Annotated in this window: 16 protein-coding genes; 12 read left to right on the top strand and 4 right to left on the bottom strand. The window is 43.4% G+C overall.

The window, feature by feature from the left end; genetic code table 11:
• Positions 1-124 precede the first annotated feature (124 nt).
• The 11 genes from DL796_RS05785 (at position 125) to aroC (ending at position 11,609) form a co-directional block, all read left to right on the top strand.
• Positions 125-835 carry a ParA family protein gene (locus DL796_RS05785; RefSeq protein ID WP_110200772.1) on the top strand — a complete coding sequence of 237 codons (711 nt, stop codon included), beginning with the start codon at positions 125-127 and terminating at the stop codon, positions 833-835.
• Positions 836-1,235: 400 nt separating this feature from the next.
• Positions 1,236-2,270, top strand: a complete 1,035-nt coding sequence (gene aroF, locus DL796_RS05780; RefSeq protein WP_110200771.1) for a 3-deoxy-7-phosphoheptulonate synthase — start codon at positions 1,236-1,238, stop codon at positions 2,268-2,270.
• Complete coding sequence (locus DL796_RS05775) at positions 2,260-3,828, top strand: anthranilate synthase component 1 (RefSeq protein WP_110200770.1); 1,569 nt, start codon at positions 2,260-2,262, stop codon at positions 3,826-3,828. Before aroF ends, DL796_RS05775 begins: the two co-directional genes overlap by 11 nt.
• Positions 3,825-4,433 carry an anthranilate synthase component II gene (locus DL796_RS05770; RefSeq protein WP_110200769.1) on the top strand — a complete coding sequence of 203 codons (609 nt, stop codon included), beginning with the start codon at positions 3,825-3,827 and terminating at the stop codon, positions 4,431-4,433. Before DL796_RS05775 ends, DL796_RS05770 begins: the two co-directional genes overlap by 4 nt.
• Positions 4,417-5,424 carry an anthranilate phosphoribosyltransferase gene (trpD, locus tag DL796_RS05765; protein ID WP_110200768.1) on the top strand — a complete coding sequence of 336 codons (1,008 nt, stop codon included), beginning with the start codon at positions 4,417-4,419 and terminating at the stop codon, positions 5,422-5,424. Before DL796_RS05770 ends, trpD begins: the two co-directional genes overlap by 17 nt.
• Positions 5,417-6,781 carry a bifunctional indole-3-glycerol-phosphate synthase TrpC/phosphoribosylanthranilate isomerase TrpF gene (gene trpCF, locus DL796_RS05760; RefSeq protein ID WP_110200767.1) on the top strand — a complete coding sequence of 455 codons (1,365 nt, stop codon included), beginning with the start codon at positions 5,417-5,419 and terminating at the stop codon, positions 6,779-6,781. The genes trpD and trpCF overlap by 8 nt, the downstream gene beginning before the upstream one ends.
• A gap of 8 nt (positions 6,782-6,789) precedes the next feature.
• Positions 6,790-8,040, top strand: a complete 1,251-nt coding sequence (gene trpB / locus DL796_RS05755) for a tryptophan synthase subunit beta (protein WP_110200766.1) — start codon at positions 6,790-6,792, stop codon at positions 8,038-8,040.
• Entirely contained in the window at positions 8,030-8,851 is an 822-nt protein-coding gene (gene trpA, locus DL796_RS05750; protein ID WP_110200765.1) for a tryptophan synthase subunit alpha, read from the top strand. Before trpB ends, trpA begins: the two co-directional genes overlap by 11 nt.
• A 42-nt stretch (positions 8,852-8,893) precedes the next feature.
• Positions 8,894-9,136: a hypothetical protein gene (locus tag DL796_RS05745; protein WP_110200764.1), complete on the top strand. Its 243-nt coding sequence runs from the start codon at positions 8,894-8,896 to the stop codon at positions 9,134-9,136.
• 40 nt (positions 9,137-9,176) lie between these two features.
• On the top strand, positions 9,177-10,451 hold the full coding sequence (gene aroA, locus DL796_RS05740) for a 3-phosphoshikimate 1-carboxyvinyltransferase (RefSeq protein ID WP_110200763.1): 1,275 nt from the start codon (positions 9,177-9,179) through the stop codon (positions 10,449-10,451).
• A 63-nt stretch (positions 10,452-10,514) separates the two neighbouring features.
• Positions 10,515-11,609, top strand: coding sequence for a chorismate synthase (aroC, locus tag DL796_RS05735; RefSeq protein ID WP_110200762.1), 1,095 nt, complete (start codon positions 10,515-10,517; stop codon positions 11,607-11,609).
• A 102-nt stretch (positions 11,610-11,711) separates the two neighbouring features.
• On the opposite strand, the gene DL796_RS05730 is transcribed toward aroC, so the two are convergent.
• From DL796_RS05730 to arsC, 3 genes are read right to left on the bottom strand one after another with little or no spacing between them, the layout of a single operon-like run.
• Positions 11,712-12,113, bottom strand: a complete 402-nt coding sequence (locus DL796_RS05730; protein ID WP_110200761.1) for a DUF2069 domain-containing protein — start codon at positions 12,111-12,113, stop codon at positions 11,712-11,714.
• A gap of 40 nt (positions 12,114-12,153) precedes the next feature.
• The gene (gene wrbA / locus DL796_RS05725; protein WP_110200760.1) at positions 12,154-12,747 is read right to left on the bottom strand and encodes an NAD(P)H:quinone oxidoreductase; all 594 of its coding nucleotides are present in this window, start codon (positions 12,745-12,747) and stop codon (positions 12,154-12,156) included.
• Positions 12,748-12,756: 9 nt separating this feature from the next.
• A complete protein-coding gene (arsC, locus tag DL796_RS05720) occupies positions 12,757-13,110 on the bottom strand; it encodes an arsenate reductase (glutaredoxin) (protein WP_110200759.1) in 354 nt (117 codons plus the stop codon).
• A 47-nt stretch (positions 13,111-13,157) separates the two neighbouring features.
• Here arsC and DL796_RS05715 point away from each other — a divergent pair, with 47 nt between their 5' ends.
• Positions 13,158-14,372, top strand: coding sequence for a YihY family inner membrane protein (locus tag DL796_RS05715; RefSeq protein WP_110200758.1), 1,215 nt, complete (start codon positions 13,158-13,160; stop codon positions 14,370-14,372).
• On the opposite strand, the gene DL796_RS05710 is transcribed toward DL796_RS05715, so the two are convergent.
• Positions 14,331-15,917 (bottom strand): hypothetical protein, encoded by a 1,587-nt coding sequence (locus DL796_RS05710; protein WP_110200757.1) that lies wholly within the window; start codon positions 15,915-15,917, stop codon positions 14,331-14,333. The genes DL796_RS05715 and DL796_RS05710 overlap by 42 nt on opposite strands.
• Positions 15,918-16,024 lie beyond the last annotated feature (107 nt).

Raw genomic sequence — 16,024 nt, 5'->3', positions numbered from 1 at the left:
TTATCTCTGAAGCCGCTTTATGTGGCTTCTTTTTTGTCTTTTCACCTTGTAAATCAAGCCACTAGAATCAATAGTCTACCTCATGTAGAATATTGCTATCTAAATAAAGGAATTTGGGGCTGTCATGCGAGCAAAAGTATTAAGTTTTGTCCAGATGAAGGGCGGGGCGGGGAAAACGACCTTATGCGCTAATATTGCTTCAACTTTATCGGAATCTGGTCGTGTTCTGATGGTCGATACCGATGTTCCTCAATGCTCCCTAAAAACATGGTTTGATATTCGTAATGAACGCTATGTTATTGAAAATTTTGACGTTTGTGTGGCGAAAAATGTGGCTCATTTACAAAAACTTGTGCGTGATAACGTATCAAATTATGACTACATTTTAATCGATGGCCATCCTCGTATAACAAATCTCAGTCGAGCAGTAGTTTTATTGTCTGATATGGCCATTATCCCAATGGCACCTTCAAAGGTCGAAGTTTGGTCGACTAAACACCTTTCTGATATTGTCAAAGAAGCGAAACAAATCAATAAAAACCTAGAAGCCAGAATTTGTTGGAACCGTTATCGTGTAAGAACTAATTCCGCGGAGGAAGTCGTTTCTAATGCTAAAAAGGAATTAGAACTCGATGACTTTTCTACCAAGCTTGGTAATAGGGTTGCCTACCTTGACTCATTCGCCGATGGCTTAACAGTGGCAGAATGGCATGATCCGGCAGCAAAAATGGAGATATGGGCGCTAACATCCCAGATAGAAAGACTTCTTACGAAACAACCGGTTAGCCGTTTAAAAACCGAAGCCCAAGTCGAAAAATTTGTAAAAGGAAAATAAATTACTACTTTATGCTTGACGCTAAAGTGTAATTGAATTAATTTAGCTACATGAAAAATTTAAACGCAAACAACATTTGGTGGTGGCACGTTACATAAGTAGCGGGCACTTTTGCGTATATATAAAATATATTTTATGAAAAGCCCGCATTTAGCGGGCTTTTTTTATGTCTGTAATATTTTACCAAAAGCAACTTTATTTAAAGCTTAAACAGTAAATCAAGAGAAATTAAATATGACAATTATCTACTCAGCAACAACAGCTACAACTACTCATCAATGGTGGTGGATCTGCTAGGGCGGGTTATTGTCTCTGTAATATGACAAGCCCGCCTTTGTGCGGGCTTTTTTTGTGTCTGAATAATACTGAATTTATTAGATTTAAACTTAAGGAATTGACCATGATTATTATTTTAAAACCTTCTGCTACTAAGGCTGATGCCCAGGAGATTCTCAACAAGATTGAAGAGGCGGGGCTAAAACCTTTGCACATGCCGGGCGTAGAGCGAACCGTTATTGGTGCGCTGGGCGACGAGCGAGTTTTACAGTCCTTACATTTTGATAACTACCCACAGGTTGAGCATTTAAAGTCTGTATTGAGTAAATATAAATTAGTGAGTCGTGAAATATACCCGCACGACACGGTTATTGAGGTAGGGAACACCCCAGTTGGCGGCGATCGCTTCGCTATTATGGCTGGGCCATGTGCAATCGAAAGTTACGATCAGCTACTAGAAACTGCTAAGCAAGTTAAAGCTGCAGGTGCAACGGTACTAAGAGGCGGTGCTTTTAAGCCGCGCACAAGCCCATACTCTTTCCAGGGGCTCGGCCTTGAAGGTTTAAAAATTATGGAGCAAGTGGGCAAAGAAGTAGGTATGGACACCATCACTGAAATTATGGATGTAAACGACTTGGACGATGTCGCGCGCTATACCTCAGCATTTCAGATTGGCGCTAGGAATATGCAAAATTACACCCTGTTAAAGGCGGTAGGCGAGACAAAACACCCTGTGCTACTTAAGCGCGGTTTGTCTGCGACTATTGAGGAATTGCTATTAGCTGCTGAATACATTGTTGCTACTGGAAATCCGAACGTTATGATTTGTGAACGTGGTATTAGAACGTTTGAGACTGCGACTCGAAATACGCTTGATTTAAACGCTGTGGCTTTTATTAAAGAGAAAAGTCACTTACCAGTTATTGTTGATCCTTCTCACGGCACTGGTGTTCGAACTTTAGTCGGACCTATGGCTAAAGCTGGTGTGGCTTGTGGTGCTGATGGCTTAATCATTGAATCTCACCGTAACCCGCGCGAGTCTGTGTCTGATGCTGCACAGGCGTTATCTGCCGACGATTTCAGCCAGCTTATGCAACAATTGATTCCCTTTATCAAAGCTAGCGGCCGTACTTATATGGAGGTTGAGTATGCAGGTTAATACTCTCTCTAGAAAGCTACCGCTAAGCTTAAACCCATACCAAGCCTACGGTGCGCTCACTAATAATGGCAATGTCGAAAACACTGCCTTACTAGAAACTGCCGAGGCAGGGACTCACAATCATCAAAAGAGTGTGATTATGCTTTCGGCGGCATTAAAGGTGATCGCCTTTGATAAGTCAGTAGAGATAATGTCGTTAAACTCAAATGGTGATGCTCTTATTGAATCGCTCAAATCGAATACTGTATTAAGTGATAACTTCCAATTTACAGAGTCAGAGCGCAAGCTGTCTTTAACCTTATTGCCAATGCCTGAATCAAACGATGAGAGTGTTCGTATAACAGCTCCAACCTCTGTCACTGTATTGCAGGTCATTCGTGATCTCCTAAAGACTAACAGTGATTCGGATAATGAAACCTCACTATTGATTGGTGCTTTTAGCTATGAAGTGGTCGAGCAGTACGAAAAGCTTCCTAGCATTGATAAAAACCAAGAAGACTACTGCTTTTATGTGGCCGATCAGTTAATTATCCAACAGCGAGACAGCCAGTCCGCTAAAATTGTGGTTAAAGGCTTTGCTGAAAATGCCGACAACACTGTTCGACTGGGTGTGGAGTTAGACAAAATTTATCAGACTCTAACTAACACATCTTCAATTAAACCTTTGGTATTCAAGACTTCAGAAGCTAACCCTGAGCTCTCCGTTAATGTTTCAGACTCTGATTATTGCCAGTTTGTCGATAAAGCAAAGGAGCGGATTATTGAAGGTGACATTTTCCAAGTAGTACTTGCTAGAACGTTTAGCATTACCTGTAACAATGCTTACAAAGCCTACGGAAAGTTAAGAACTTCTAATCCATCACCTTATATGTATTACATTAATTTTGGCGGTAAAGAGCTATTTGGTGCTAGCCCGGAAAGCGCGCTAAAGGTAAATCGAAAGCGGGAAGTCTTTTTGTACCCAATCGCCGGTACACGCAAAAGAGCGCTCGACTCAGAAACAGGCAAGGTCGACCACGAGCAGGATGCTAGAGTCGAGTTTGAGCTTATTGCAGACGAGAAAGAAGGTGCTGAGCACATGATGTTAGTAGATTTAGCGAGGAACGATTTAGCAAAAGTGGTTCAGCCAGAAAGTCGTGAGATCACACAGCTAAAACGCATCGTTAAATACTCGCATGTGCAACATATGGTGTCTGAGGTTAAGGGGATATTACAGCCAAACATTGACTCTTTAGTGGCTTACCGTGCTTGCGCCAATATGGGCACTTTAACCGGCGCGCCGAAGATTAAAGCTATGGAGATTATCCGTGAGCAAGAAAATTCAGGGCGTGGTTATTACGGCGGTGCGGTGTGTACGCTAAATGCTAATGATGAGTTTGATAGCGCTATTATTATTCGTTCGGCAGTTGTCGAGGACGGTATCGCTAAAATCTCGGCAGGCGCTGGTGTGGTACATGATTCCGAACCACAGCTTGAAGCGCTGGAAACGTTAAACAAGGCAAAAGCAGTTATCGATGCGTGTCGCACAAATGGACCTAAGTCGGAGTTATTATCATGAAAATATTATTAATCGATAATTACGACTCCTTTATCTACAACCTGAAGTATGAATTAGAGCTTAGCGACAATGAGGTAGTGGTTTGTCGCAATGATATCCAGTATTCCGAGCTAACGCGTCTAGCGCTATCTAGCGATGCCATTGTCTTATCGCCTGGGCCAGGTGCTCCCCAGGATGCAGGTCATTGTCTAAAGCTAGTACAGGAATTCGCCTCCAAGTTACCAATTCTTGGCGTTTGCCTTGGTCATCAGGTCATCGTAGAAGCTTTCGGTGGTCGCATTGGCAAGGCGAAAAGTATTGTTCATGGTAAAGCCTGTGTTGTTACGTCGAATCAAACAGGTTTACTAAAAGACCTAGAAACACGTTTAACGGTCGCACGTTACCACTCTTTAGCCGCACAGCAGCTGAGTGCAGACTTGCGCGTAGATGCTGTCAGCCATGATGGGGAAGTTATGGCGGTCTCACACAATCAATATCCAATTTATGGGCTACAGTTTCACCCAGAGAGCATCATGACAAAAGCTGGCAATAAAATATTGAGCAATTTTGTTCAATTAGCGAAAGAGTTTAGAGCACAAGGAGAGCGTCATGTTGAATTTGCTTGAAACCGTGTATCAAGGTCAAAACCTAAACTTTGAGCAAGCGAGCTTATCATTTCGTGAAGTGCTTAAGGGCAGTATTGAAGTGCCGGTAGTAGCAGCTATGTTGGCAGCTTTAAAGACAAAGGGTGAAACGGTAGAGGAAATCGCAGGAGCTGCAGCTGCCTTGCGTCAGGAAGCGCAGCACTTTCCGACAACAGATTACTCGGTTAGCGATTGCTGTGGCACCGGTGGCGATGGGCTTAATACCATTAACGTCTCAACTTTAGTGGCGATTGTAGCGGCTTGTGCAGGCGTGAAAATAGTTAAGCACGGCAATCGTTCGGTGTCATCAAACTGTGGCTCTGCTGATCTGATGGAGCAACTTGGCGTAAAAATTAATATGCCTAATGAGCAAAGCAAAGCTCTATTGGATGCTGCTAATTTCTGCTTTTTATTTGCTCCAGATTATCACCAAGGCGTGAAACACGTGATGCCTGTGAGGCAATCACTAAAAACTCGCACCATTTTTAATCTAATTGGGCCTTTGGCTAACCCAGCCTTGCCAGACACCCAGTTGCTCGGTGTTTATGACGAGCAGTATCTAGTGCCTTTTGCTGAAATTCTAAAATTGCTAGGGGCTAAACGAGCTTTGATTGTTCATGGTTCCGGCTTAGATGAAATCGCTGTGCATGGAACCACTAAGGCCGTTAGTTTAAATAATGGAGAAATTGAGTCATTAAAGCTGTCGCCACAAGATTTTTCTGCCAAACAGCATGAGCTCACCTCGATACAAGTCCTAGATGGCGTGGATAACAAGCAAGCAGCATTGGATTTGTTAAGTGGTAAAGCTCCAGAGGCCCATGTGGATATGGTTGCGGTCAACTGCTCGGCACTGTTAGTGCTAAATGATATTGCTGCTGATTATAAAGAGGGCTATCAGTTGGCAAAAGATATTATCCAAAGCGGTAAAGGTTTAGCTCACCTAGAAAAAATTAAGGAGCTGTCGCATGGTTAATGTCTTACAAGCTATTGTTGAACATCGCAGGCAAACACTAGCGAATAGTGCTGACGTAAGCGATCTCAAACCTAGCACAAAGAGTCTTTATAAGGCGCTTAAAAAGCCACACTTTGGGTTTATTATGGAATGCAAAATGGCTTCGCCATCAAAGGGTTTAATTCGTGAAGATTTTAACCTTGAGGAAATAGTGCCGATATATAATCAGTATGCGGATGCTATATCCGTGTTGACCGAGGATCGCTTCTTTCGTGGCAGTTATACCAATTTAAAGTATGTCAGCGAAAACACCGACAAACCTGTCTTGTGTAAGGATTTTATTTTAGAGCCGAAACAGGTTCGACAGGCACGTTATTATGGGGCTGATGCTATATTATTAATGTTGTCGGTATTGAATGATGCTGAATATAAAGCTTGCCAACAAGAAGCTGACAAATATCAGCTAGATATTTTAACTGAAGTTTATAGTGAAGAAGAGCTTGAGAGAGCGTTAAATCTAGGTGCGAAGATTATCGGCATTAATAATCGCAACCTGAAAAACTTGAGCACTGATTTAAGTCATACCGCTAAGCTTGCCAAGAATATACCTAATGATGTGGTCGTGGTTACTGAGTCTGGCATTAATAACCATGATGACGTGTTAGCCTTGTCGCCACTGGCTGATGCTTGCTTGGTGGGTAGTAGCTTAATGTCTCAGCCTGACTTAGAAAATGCTGCTAAACAGCTGGTCTATGGTGACATTAAAGTGTGTGGCATTAAAGATCAGGCTAATGCCGACTTGGTGGATAGCCCTGCATCATCATTAGGTATGATTTTTGTCGATAAGTCACCGCGTCGAGTGGCTAGTGACAAAATTTCAAGCAACTTAACGACTGTTGGCGTATTCCAAAATCATGATGTCGACGCAGTTTTACAAGCTCAAAAAGATTATCAGCTTAAAGTTATTCAGTTACATGGCGACGAATCTGTTGATTATGTTCATGAGCTACAGTCGAAATTACCTAAGTCGTGTGAAGTCACCAAGGTGATATCTATCCAAGAAGGGGATGGTCTACCGTCAATTCCTGAGTATTCAGTGGCGGAAATTTTATTGGATACTCAGGTCGGTAGCTCTAAGGGCGGCACAGGTAAAGCATTCGATTGGTCAATGATTCAAGAAATTAAAAAGCGTTACCCACAATATCGTTTTCGAGTTGCCGGTGGGATTACTCCTGACAATATTCGTCAGTTAAAGTCGCACCAAGTTAGCGCCATTGACGTTAACGGTGGTGTTGAGTTTAAGCCAGGCGTTAAGTCGCTAGATAAAATTAACCAACTTTTTGCCAATGCTCGCGTAGTGTCTGGCAGAAGTCGCTAGAGGTAGTTATGTCTTTAAAAGAACGTATCGATCAAGTATCCGATAACAGTCAATACGAGTATCAGGGTGCTTATATAGGGCAATATGGTGGTCAATTTGTACCACAAATATTGGTGCCAGCATTGGAGCAGCTTGAGGAAGCTTTTGAAGCTGCGATTATTGATGATGAGTTTATAGGTGAGCTTAATCGGTTACTGAATGATTATGCAGGGCGGCCAACGCCATTAACCGAATGCGAAACCTTTGGGCGTACTGAGCATTGCCGTATTTTCTTAAAGCGCGAGGATTTATTGCACGGCGGTGCCCACAAAACCAATCAGGTTTTGGCCCAAGCTTTACTGGCTAAACGTATGGGGAAGCATCGTATTATTGCCGAAACCGGCGCGGGACAACATGGTGTTGCCACTGCCTTGGCGTGTTCATTGCTAGGTTTGAAAGCCACTATTTATATGGGCAAGAAAGACTGTGATCGCCAAGCGCCCAATGTTTTTAGAATGAAGCTTATGGGGGCGGAAGTCATTTCTGTCGATAATGGTAGTGCTAGCTTGAAAGATGCCATTAACGAGGCGTTACGTGACTGGGCTTCTAGTTATGAGGACACGCACTATTTATTAGGAACGGCTGCGGGCCCTGCACCTTTCCCCAAAATGGTAAAACGCTTTCAGCAAGTTATTGGCGAAGAAGCAAAAAAACAAATTCTTGAGCAAACTGGGCAACTTCCTGATGCAGTGATTGCCTGTGTCGGCGGAGGCTCAAACGCCATCGGTATCTTTGCGGACTTTATTAAAGAAGAAGGCGTTAAGTTGATTGGCGTAGAGCCAGCGGGGCACGGGTTGGACTCGGAAGCGCATGGCGCGACTTTATTGCGTGGAACCGAAGGTATTATTCACGGCTCACGTACCCACATATTGCAAACTGAAGAAGGGCAGATTAAAGAGTCACACTCGATTTCAGCAGGCCTAGATTATCCAGCTGTTGGCCCCGAGCATGTTCACTTGATGACCAGCGGTCGCGCCGAGTATGTGGGAATTACTGATGATGAGGCGTTAGAAGCATTTCAAGAGCTATCCAAAACGGAAGGTATTATTCCTGCTCTAGAATCTTCACACGCTTTAGCTTACGCCAAAAAATTAGCACAAGCAGCGACGGAGCCAACCACGTTACTGGTGAATTTATCAGGCCGAGGCGACAAAGACCTGAGCCACGTTATGAGTATTTTAGAAGAGAATGATCAACAGGGTGTTACAGATGCGTTATAAAAATATGTTCGACAAGGTTTCAGCCAAAGGCCACCTTGCTTATATTCCTTTTGTTATTGTGGGTGATCCAGACGCGGAACTGTCGCTTAAGATTATCGATACTTTAGTAGCAAATGGCGCTGATGGGCTTGAGCTGGGATTAGCATTTTCTGATCCTGTGGCCGATGGCCCTGTGATACAACAGGCAACGCTGAGACCGCTAGCTAATAAGTTCTCTATCGAAGCAGGGTTGAACCTTATTGGACAAGTGCGCCAGAAATATCCAGAGTTACCGATTGGTTTACTGACGTACGCGAATTTAGTCTTTGCTCAGGGTATTGATGTGTTTTTTGGCAAGTGCAATGCCCAAGGTATTGATTCTGTATTAGTAGCAGATTGTCCTGTGAAAGAATCTGAGTTGTTTGAGGCGGATGCTAAAAAGAACAATACTGACCTTGTGTTTATTGCTCCACCCGATGCCGACGATGCGACCTTAAAGGTGACGGCAGAAAAGAGCAAGGGCTACACCTATGTCCTAAGCCGTAAAGGGATTACGGGTACAGAGGTGGCCGCGACTAAAGCAAAAACAGACTTTTTACAGAAACTCAAGCAGTATCAAAGCCCACCATTGGTTCAAGGCTTTGGAATATCCGAGCCAAAACACGTATTTGATGCGGCAAATGCAGGTGTTGATGGAATTATTACCGGTTCAGCCATAGTTAACTTAATCAATCAACATTATAATAACCCTCAAATCATGCTTGAGCAGATTGCGGATTACGTAAGTGATATCGCTCAAGCGGCACACACGGAGCATACCTGCGTCTCTTAATGCGGGTGTCTCGAAAATTTGAGCACAAAGAGAGTTTGTTATATGCCGATCGCTGACAGAATTAAGCAAAATTTATTAGATCTTGAACAAACGGTTGAAGAAGAGAAGCTATTTCTAGTTGGATACCTCATTCCTATGGTGGATTTGATTCCTGTTGATGATTTAACGGATGAGCAATGGTTTGCTGAATTTGCCTTGTTTGTTGAAGATGCCGTTGAGTCAGATGGCCTTAGTGATCGTGACGTTGAGTTGCTTTCTGAGCTTTTGGAAGAGTTGCAACCTTAATTTAAACCCATTATTAAGCCCTTAGGCAAAAGCATACTAAATGACCACTAGAAAAATAATTTCACACTCTATCCAAGCGCCGACTGTAACGGTTCCAGGAAGTAAATACCTGGCGAATCGTTACATCGTAATCGCTGCACTTGCTGGGGGTGTGACTACATTGCGCAACTTACCGCAGAATGATGACATTGAGGCTGCGCTCGAAGCTGTGAGTCAATTAGGCGCACGAGTTAGTTATGTTGACGATGGCGTAGTTGAAATCGAAGGTATCACCAACTTTCAGCTCGATAGCGACATCACAATCAACTGCCGCGATAGTGGTACTTTGAGTCGCTTTATTACTGCTGTAGCCAGCAATATGACATCTGATGTTGTGATTGATGCCAGTGAGCAAATGAAGCAGCGTCCTATGGATGAGGTGTCGCAGAGCTTGCGTGAGTTGGGTGTTGTTGTCGATAGCGATAAGTTGCCTATTCGGTTGCGTGGGCCCATTCTAGGCGGTGTGGTTGAGCTTGATACCAGCCGTAGTAGTCAGTATTTGAGTGGGTTATTAATTGCTTGTTTGCGAGCTGAGTCGGATACTCGAATTCTACTTAAAGGAAAAACCGTATCTTCGAGCTACATACAGTTGACCAAAGATGCTATAGCGCGCTTTGGTGGCGTTGTTTCTGAGGTTTCCGATACTGAACTGCTGATTCCAGCGAAACAACAACTTCGCGCTACTGAAATTAACGTTGCCAGTGATGTGGTTAGCAGTAGCTATTTTATGGCGGCTGGACTTTTAGCGGAGACAAGCATCCGGCTAGAATCTTTTGACTTTGAGTCACCACAAGGCGAGTCTCAGTTTTATATGGTGCTCGAAAAGATGGGCGCAGAGGTTGTAAAGCAGGGCGAAAGTCTTGTGGTTGGCTATAAGGGCCCATTAAAAGGGATTGATGTCGATATGGGGGATATGCCGGATGTGGTGCCAACGTTAGTGGTATTGGCGTTATTTGCGGAAGGTAAGACGAATATTACTAACATTGCTCATTTGGCTTTTAAAGAGTCGAATCGAATCGTTGATCTGTGTGACCAGCTGAATCGTTTGGGTGCTAATATTGAATACTCAAACGATAGTATTCATGTCTCCGGTGGTCAGGACTTACAGCTTAGCAATTTGTCCAGTTGTCACGATCATAGACTTGCCATGAGTTTTGCGTTAATTGGTATTCGCCTTCCTGGCGTTGTGGTTGAAGATGCGCAAGCGGTCGAAAAATCGTTTCCCTTGTACTGGGAATTTCTTGAAAAGATTGGTGTAAAGAGCGAAGAGCTATAATTTAGGCTAATCATTTGAGCAAAAAAATGATTAACAAAATATTTATGAATGGGAGTTCATGCAATGGCGGGTGACAGCTTCGGTAAATTATTCAAAATCACTAATTGGGGCGAATCCCATGGCAAAGGGATTGGCGTTGTGGTTGAGGGCTGTCCAGCAAGAATGCCATTGTCGGAAGAAGATATCCAACCGTTTTTGGATAAGCGTCGCCCGGGCCAAAGTTCAATTACCACACGTCGCGATGAAGCCGATGCTGTTGAGATTCTATCGGGTACGGTCGATGGTGTGACTACCGGCACTGCATTAACGCTCTACATTCGCAACAAAGATCAAAAGAGCAAAGACTACTCGGGAATGGCTAAGCTATATCGCCCAAGCCATGCCGATTATACTTATCAAAAAAAGTACGGTATTAGAGACGTTGCAGGCGGTGGTCGAAGTTCAGCTAGAGTTACCGCGGGGCATGTAGCGGCAGGCGCTGTCGCTCGAAAAGTCCTGAAAAAAGCTTTGGGTGTGGATATTATTGGTTATGTAAAAAGCGTCCAAGACTTAGAGTTACAAGTCGCGCCTGAAGATATTCGACCTGAGCTGATTGAAACTAATCTTGTTCGTTGTCCTGATGAAGACCTTGCACAAAATATGGTTAGCAAGATAGAAGCTGCGCGTAAGTCTGGGGATTCGCTAGGTGGTGTGGTCGAGTGTCAGCTAAGAAACGTGCCTGTTGGCTTAGGCGAACCTGTGTTCGATAAGTTAGAGGCCGATTTAGCCAAGGCCATGTTATCGATTAACGCCAGCAAGGGCTTTGAAATTGGCTCAGGATTTGCCGGCACTTTGATGCAGGGCTCGACTCACAACGATGTTTTCTTCGATGACAATGGTGCTGTGAGCACGAAAACCAACCATTCGGGTGGTGTACAAGGCGGGATTTCAAACGGCATGCCAGTGGTTTTTCGTGTGGCTTTTAAGCCAACGCCTACGATTATCAGAGAGCAGGAAACGGTAAATCTAGAGGGCGAGGATGTTGTATTCCATGGAAGAGGTCGCCACGATCCTTGTGTTTTGCCAAGAGCCGTGCCTATCGTAGAAGCTATGGCTGCACTAGTATTATGCGATCACTTTTTGCGTTTTAGAGCTTATAAAAACCTCTTTGACCGCTAAAGGCTCTATTGTCCATTTTATCAATAAAAAAGGTTGGGAATTCCCAACCTTTTGTTTTTAAACCTCAAAATTTTTATGTCGCGTTAGCTTACGAATAATAGCTTACTCAATACCTTTTGCTTTCTTCGCATCGGCATTGGTTTTCACGCCTTGCGATAAGGCAAATTGTTTTACATAGCTAACGGACATTAAGAAATAAATTACCGAAAGCACCACAATCACCGATGCCCAGACCACTTTTAGTGGCTCGGTAATGTAAAAGAAGGCGTAGAAGAAGGGCAGTAAGATAATAAATCCTGTCCAGCCGTAAGTGTAAGTTTTGCCTTTAAACATGCCTGGTACGGCTAACAATAGCGGCGCCCACCAAATGGCCAATGACAGCCATCTTAGTGCAGGCTTCTCATGATTCAGCCAGATGAACACCGGAAGAATAATAACGATAGCGAGGAAACTGGCTACGGCAATGAGTCTTGCTCTAAGTGCTTTTTTTAAGTGGATATTCATAGTTTGATTTAACTCATCATTTCTTTTTGCGATTGACTCATTACGCTGGGCTTAGCTTTTTTGTTAGGACAGCCATACGTTTGCCTTGGGCGATACAGAGTGCTTTCTCCGAGTCACTAATTTGGTAATCGCTATCCGCTCCAGCGACGTGGGAAGCACCATAAGGGGTTCCGCCGGTGGTTGTTGTGACTAGTTCAGTTTCAGAGTAAGGGATGCCCGCAATGACCATACCATGATGCAATAATGGAACCATCATGGTCAGTAGGGTTGATTCTTGGCCGCCATGCATTGAGCTGGTTGAGGTAAAGACGCTCGCAGGTTTGCCACTCAGTTTGCCAGATAGCCACTGTGAAGAGGTTGTTTCTAGGAAATACTTCAAGGGTGCGGCCATGTTACCAAAGCGTGTTGGACTGCCTAATACTAAACCGTCACATTGCTCTAAGTCTTCTAGGGTGACGTAAGGTTCGCCTTCGCTAGGAATCGCTTCAGCGGTCGCTTCGTGGTCGGCGCTGACGGGCGGTACTGTGCGCAACATGGCTTGGCAGCCTTCTTGTTCAATACCACGCGCAATCAATCGCGCCATCGAGCGTGTATTGCCGTGGCGCGAGTAATAAAGAACTAAAACAGTATTCATCGATTTAGTTTACTTAATTAGCTTTAATACATTTTCAGGCGGGCGGCCGACGGCAGCTGCTGAGTCATTAAACACGATAGGGCGCTCAATAACCTTCGGGTATTGCGTCATCAGGTCGATAACTTGGTCATCACTAAGATCTTTATTGTCGAGCCCAGCTTCTTTATATTCGGCTTCTTTAGTGCGCAAAATATCACGCGGACTGACGCCAAGGTTTTTTACGATTGACTGTAGCGTCGAAGCTGATGGTGGTGTTTCTAAATACTTGATAACTGTTGGTTCTACGCCATTTTCTTGAAGTAACTCCAAAGTTTGACGAGATTTTGAGCAACGAGGGTTATGTAAGATGTTAAAATCATTCATAATAGTTTAAAGTTTGAAAATTGATGTGACTATTCTAGGCATAATTGATGTTAGAAAAAAGGGTTAAATGGCTAAAAGCCTTTGTTAAGTTCGTCTTTAGCGAATTTGCGAAAAAAAATAGCAGCTCAATGGCGGCTGAATTGACGTTAAACACCATGTTGGCACTGGTACCACTGATGACCGTGGCTGTCAGTTTAATGGCAATATTCCCTGCTTTCGATAAGCTTAATGTCCAGGTGCAGGAGTTGATTTTTAAGAATTTTATGCCAGAAACGGGCTTAGCGGTTCAGGAGCACTTAAACGAATATGTGTCTAAGTCGAAGAACCTTTCAGCGGTAGGTTTTGCCTTCCTATTCCTGACTTCTATGATGCTGATGCGTGCGATTGATCGTGCGATTAATACGGTTTGGGAAACCAAGAACCGACGTCGTGGTATCCATAAGTGGGTTTCCTATTGGGCAATGCTGACGCTAGCGCCGATATTGATTGCGGCAAGTTTAGCCGCATCTTCATATTTTGCAGCCTTACCGTTGGTCTCTAGTATTAACGGTGTTTTAACATTTGGTCTGCCATTTCTGTTGATAGTTCTAGCTTTTACCACGCTTTATATGGTGACACCCTTTAGCCATGTGAAGTTTACCAAAGCGTTAATAGCCGCCACTATTACAGCTCTACTTTTCGAGTTAGCGAAGTACGGCTTTGCCATATTTGTGGCTAAATTCTCGACATATGAAGTGATTTATGGCGCTATTACTGCAATCCCTTTATTCTTTTTATGGGTGTTCTTTTCGTGGTTAATTTTGATGCTTGGGGTCGTGATTTGTTTTGCCTTGCATCGATTTGAGATGAAACGCGAAAAAACTGAACATGAGTTTATTTCGATATTAAAGATTTTGCAGTTTCTTGCTCAAGCTCAAGCTAGCGAGACTTCAATTAGTATCGACCAGCTACGCAGTAAATTTTCATACCTTCACGGACAAACTTTAAGGCATTTAGTTGATCAGTTGCAGGCTTTGAATTACGTGGCTAAATTAGAAAATGGCCAATATTGCTTAAAGCTTAATGCTGACGATCTCACTATTGGCCGAGTTTATCGCCAAGGAAATTGGCGCTTACCGAATAATAATCAGACCCTAGCAGTTGATAAAGATACGTTCTTTACAGAGCATTTAGAGTCTGCCAACGCTGCTATTAATGAGTCGTTGGATGTTCCGATCACCTCAGTCGACGTCGCTTCGGCTGATAGTAAAGATAGAGATTAGGGTGTTAGACTCTTCTGTGTGGAGCACTTGATGATCAATAACTGCGTTATTGTATTCAAGTGCTATTGTTTTGTTATCTCCGAGTAAGTTTCTAGGCGCAATCATCAACGTTTCCTTATTGCTAAAAGGAGAGACCAGCAAAACTTTGTGCTTTATCAGCTCGCCTTCTTTGTTCTTGGTTAAGTATCGCGCTGGTATTTTCTGACCATGGATATATTCTACGCCCATGGTCGCGCCGGTGTTACGTTTGCCGCTCAACCAGCGGACGATACCAAGCTGCCAACTTTTCTGTGGCTTGTTGTTGATGTTCCTTTTCAGAAGAATAAGGCTGCCAATTTTTAGCTGTGTCACATCTTCTTTAGGCTGGCGTACGCAGATGCCACCATTACTATAATTCACAGCCTGCCATCGAGTTTGATGGTGGTAATCCCTTCCAAGAAGCTCTTTGATGGCTACATCTAGCTGCTCGCTAGTGTCGATATGATTGTCATCATGTAATACTTTAACCACGTTACCCAAGCCAAAGACGAGGCTGACATTGCTTATCACAGGGTAGCGTGCATCTTTACGTTCAATATGGTGATCGCAATATGCGTAGATTTGCTGGAGCAGTTTAAACGCGACGCTTTTGTCGATTGCTGAGTAGAAACTGTCTTTAGGAAGCGCCTTTTTCTCTTCGTAAAGATATAAGTGTTTATCAAGTTCATCCAAAAGTTTACTCGTGATCAGCAGTCGATATAAATTATGCTCTTCATACTCGTTATCAGATTCAGCGTATTCTGGCCTTTGCGAACTGGTTAGGTCGATAACAAAGCACTCACTTTTGGAGTATTTTTTTAGATCTGCAGAGATTAAAGCTTTATGGCCCCACTGACTAAAATATTTAAAAAGGTGCCAGTGTTGGTTATCTTCAACATGATAAGGATTTATCACTGACATTAGACAGTTTCGCTTATAGGTATTTTCAATAGTGTTTAATGCGCTGAGGCTGTCATTGTTGGTCTTAAACTTTACGGTGTGTAGTTTTTCTTGCTCTGCGAAGTAGTAAAGTTTATGCAGTTCATGCCAAATATAGCTTGGTACTGGTGAATACTGTTGGTAGTGCTCGATTAAGTGAAGCCCTAAAAAGTGTTGCGCTTGGTTTATCGCCTTGGCTAAGCGTGAGCTTTTGTTCAATAGAACGCGCTGCTCAGTTAATTCATGCACCACACGCTTATAGCCATAGGCCATCTCAGAGGTTAGTGCGCTTAGGAGCTTAAGTTGACTATCAGTAGGAATGATCTGGCGTTCATCATTATGCACACGAAAATGGTGGCTTAATCGTAAATAGCCTTTCTCTAGGGTCGCAAGGTTCTCTTCGCGGTGGGTGAGTTTATATTCAGTACGATTAGAGGTCTTTATCGCTTGTAGTAACTGTTCGAGTGATTTATTGACATCTGTAAATGTAAGGTTTGACAGCCACTGCTTTACAGCGCTCGGCTTATTGTCCATCATGAACTTTTGACCCTGTTGGGTCGTTGGGTAAGTTAACTGTATCGAGTCCATTAATTAGTCCTTAAGCCTATGATTCACTGTTATTGCTTTAAGCTTTATTGGCTTTGTCAGTATAATAATGCCGAAAAAGAGTGACTTAGTCTACTTTTTTAAGAGGC

The sequence above is a fragment of the Kangiella spongicola genome (assembly GCF_003194565.2).
Taxonomy (GTDB): domain Bacteria; phylum Pseudomonadota; class Gammaproteobacteria; order Enterobacterales; family Kangiellaceae; genus Kangiella; species Kangiella spongicola.
Note: the sequence above shows the minus strand (reverse complement) of the source record. Positions and strands in the feature narration are given on the sequence as shown.

Excerpts from the sequence above, each read along its gene's own strand:
- DL796_RS05785 (WP_110200772.1), top strand. The coding sequence starts at position 125 with ATGCGAGCAAAAGTATTAAGTTTTGTCCAGATGAAGGGCGGGGCGGGG.
- aroF (WP_110200771.1), top strand. The coding sequence starts at position 1,236 with ATGATTATTATTTTAAAACCTTCTGCTACTAAGGCTGATGCCCAGGAG.
- DL796_RS05775 (WP_110200770.1), top strand. The coding sequence starts at position 2,260 with ATGCAGGTTAATACTCTCTCTAGAAAGCTACCGCTAAGCTTAAACCCA.
- DL796_RS05770 (WP_110200769.1), top strand. The coding sequence starts at position 3,825 with ATGAAAATATTATTAATCGATAATTACGACTCCTTTATCTACAACCTG.
- trpD (WP_110200768.1), top strand. The coding sequence starts at position 4,417 with ATGTTGAATTTGCTTGAAACCGTGTATCAAGGTCAAAACCTAAACTTT.
- trpCF (WP_110200767.1), top strand. The coding sequence starts at position 5,417 with ATGGTTAATGTCTTACAAGCTATTGTTGAACATCGCAGGCAAACACTA.
- trpB (WP_110200766.1), top strand. The coding sequence starts at position 6,790 with ATGTCTTTAAAAGAACGTATCGATCAAGTATCCGATAACAGTCAATAC.
- trpA (WP_110200765.1), top strand. The coding sequence starts at position 8,030 with ATGCGTTATAAAAATATGTTCGACAAGGTTTCAGCCAAAGGCCACCTT.
- DL796_RS05745 (WP_110200764.1), top strand. The coding sequence starts at position 8,894 with ATGCCGATCGCTGACAGAATTAAGCAAAATTTATTAGATCTTGAACAA.
- aroA (WP_110200763.1), top strand. The coding sequence starts at position 9,177 with ATGACCACTAGAAAAATAATTTCACACTCTATCCAAGCGCCGACTGTA.
- aroC (WP_110200762.1), top strand. The coding sequence starts at position 10,515 with ATGGCGGGTGACAGCTTCGGTAAATTATTCAAAATCACTAATTGGGGC.
- DL796_RS05730 (WP_110200761.1), bottom strand. The coding sequence starts at position 12,113 with ATGAATATCCACTTAAAAAAAGCACTTAGAGCAAGACTCATTGCCGTA.
- wrbA (WP_110200760.1), bottom strand. The coding sequence starts at position 12,747 with ATGAATACTGTTTTAGTTCTTTATTACTCGCGCCACGGCAATACACGC.
- arsC (WP_110200759.1), bottom strand. The coding sequence starts at position 13,110 with ATGAATGATTTTAACATCTTACATAACCCTCGTTGCTCAAAATCTCGT.
- DL796_RS05715 (WP_110200758.1), top strand. The coding sequence starts at position 13,158 with ATGTTAGAAAAAAGGGTTAAATGGCTAAAAGCCTTTGTTAAGTTCGTC.
- DL796_RS05710 (WP_110200757.1), bottom strand. The coding sequence starts at position 15,917 with ATGGACTCGATACAGTTAACTTACCCAACGACCCAACAGGGTCAAAAG.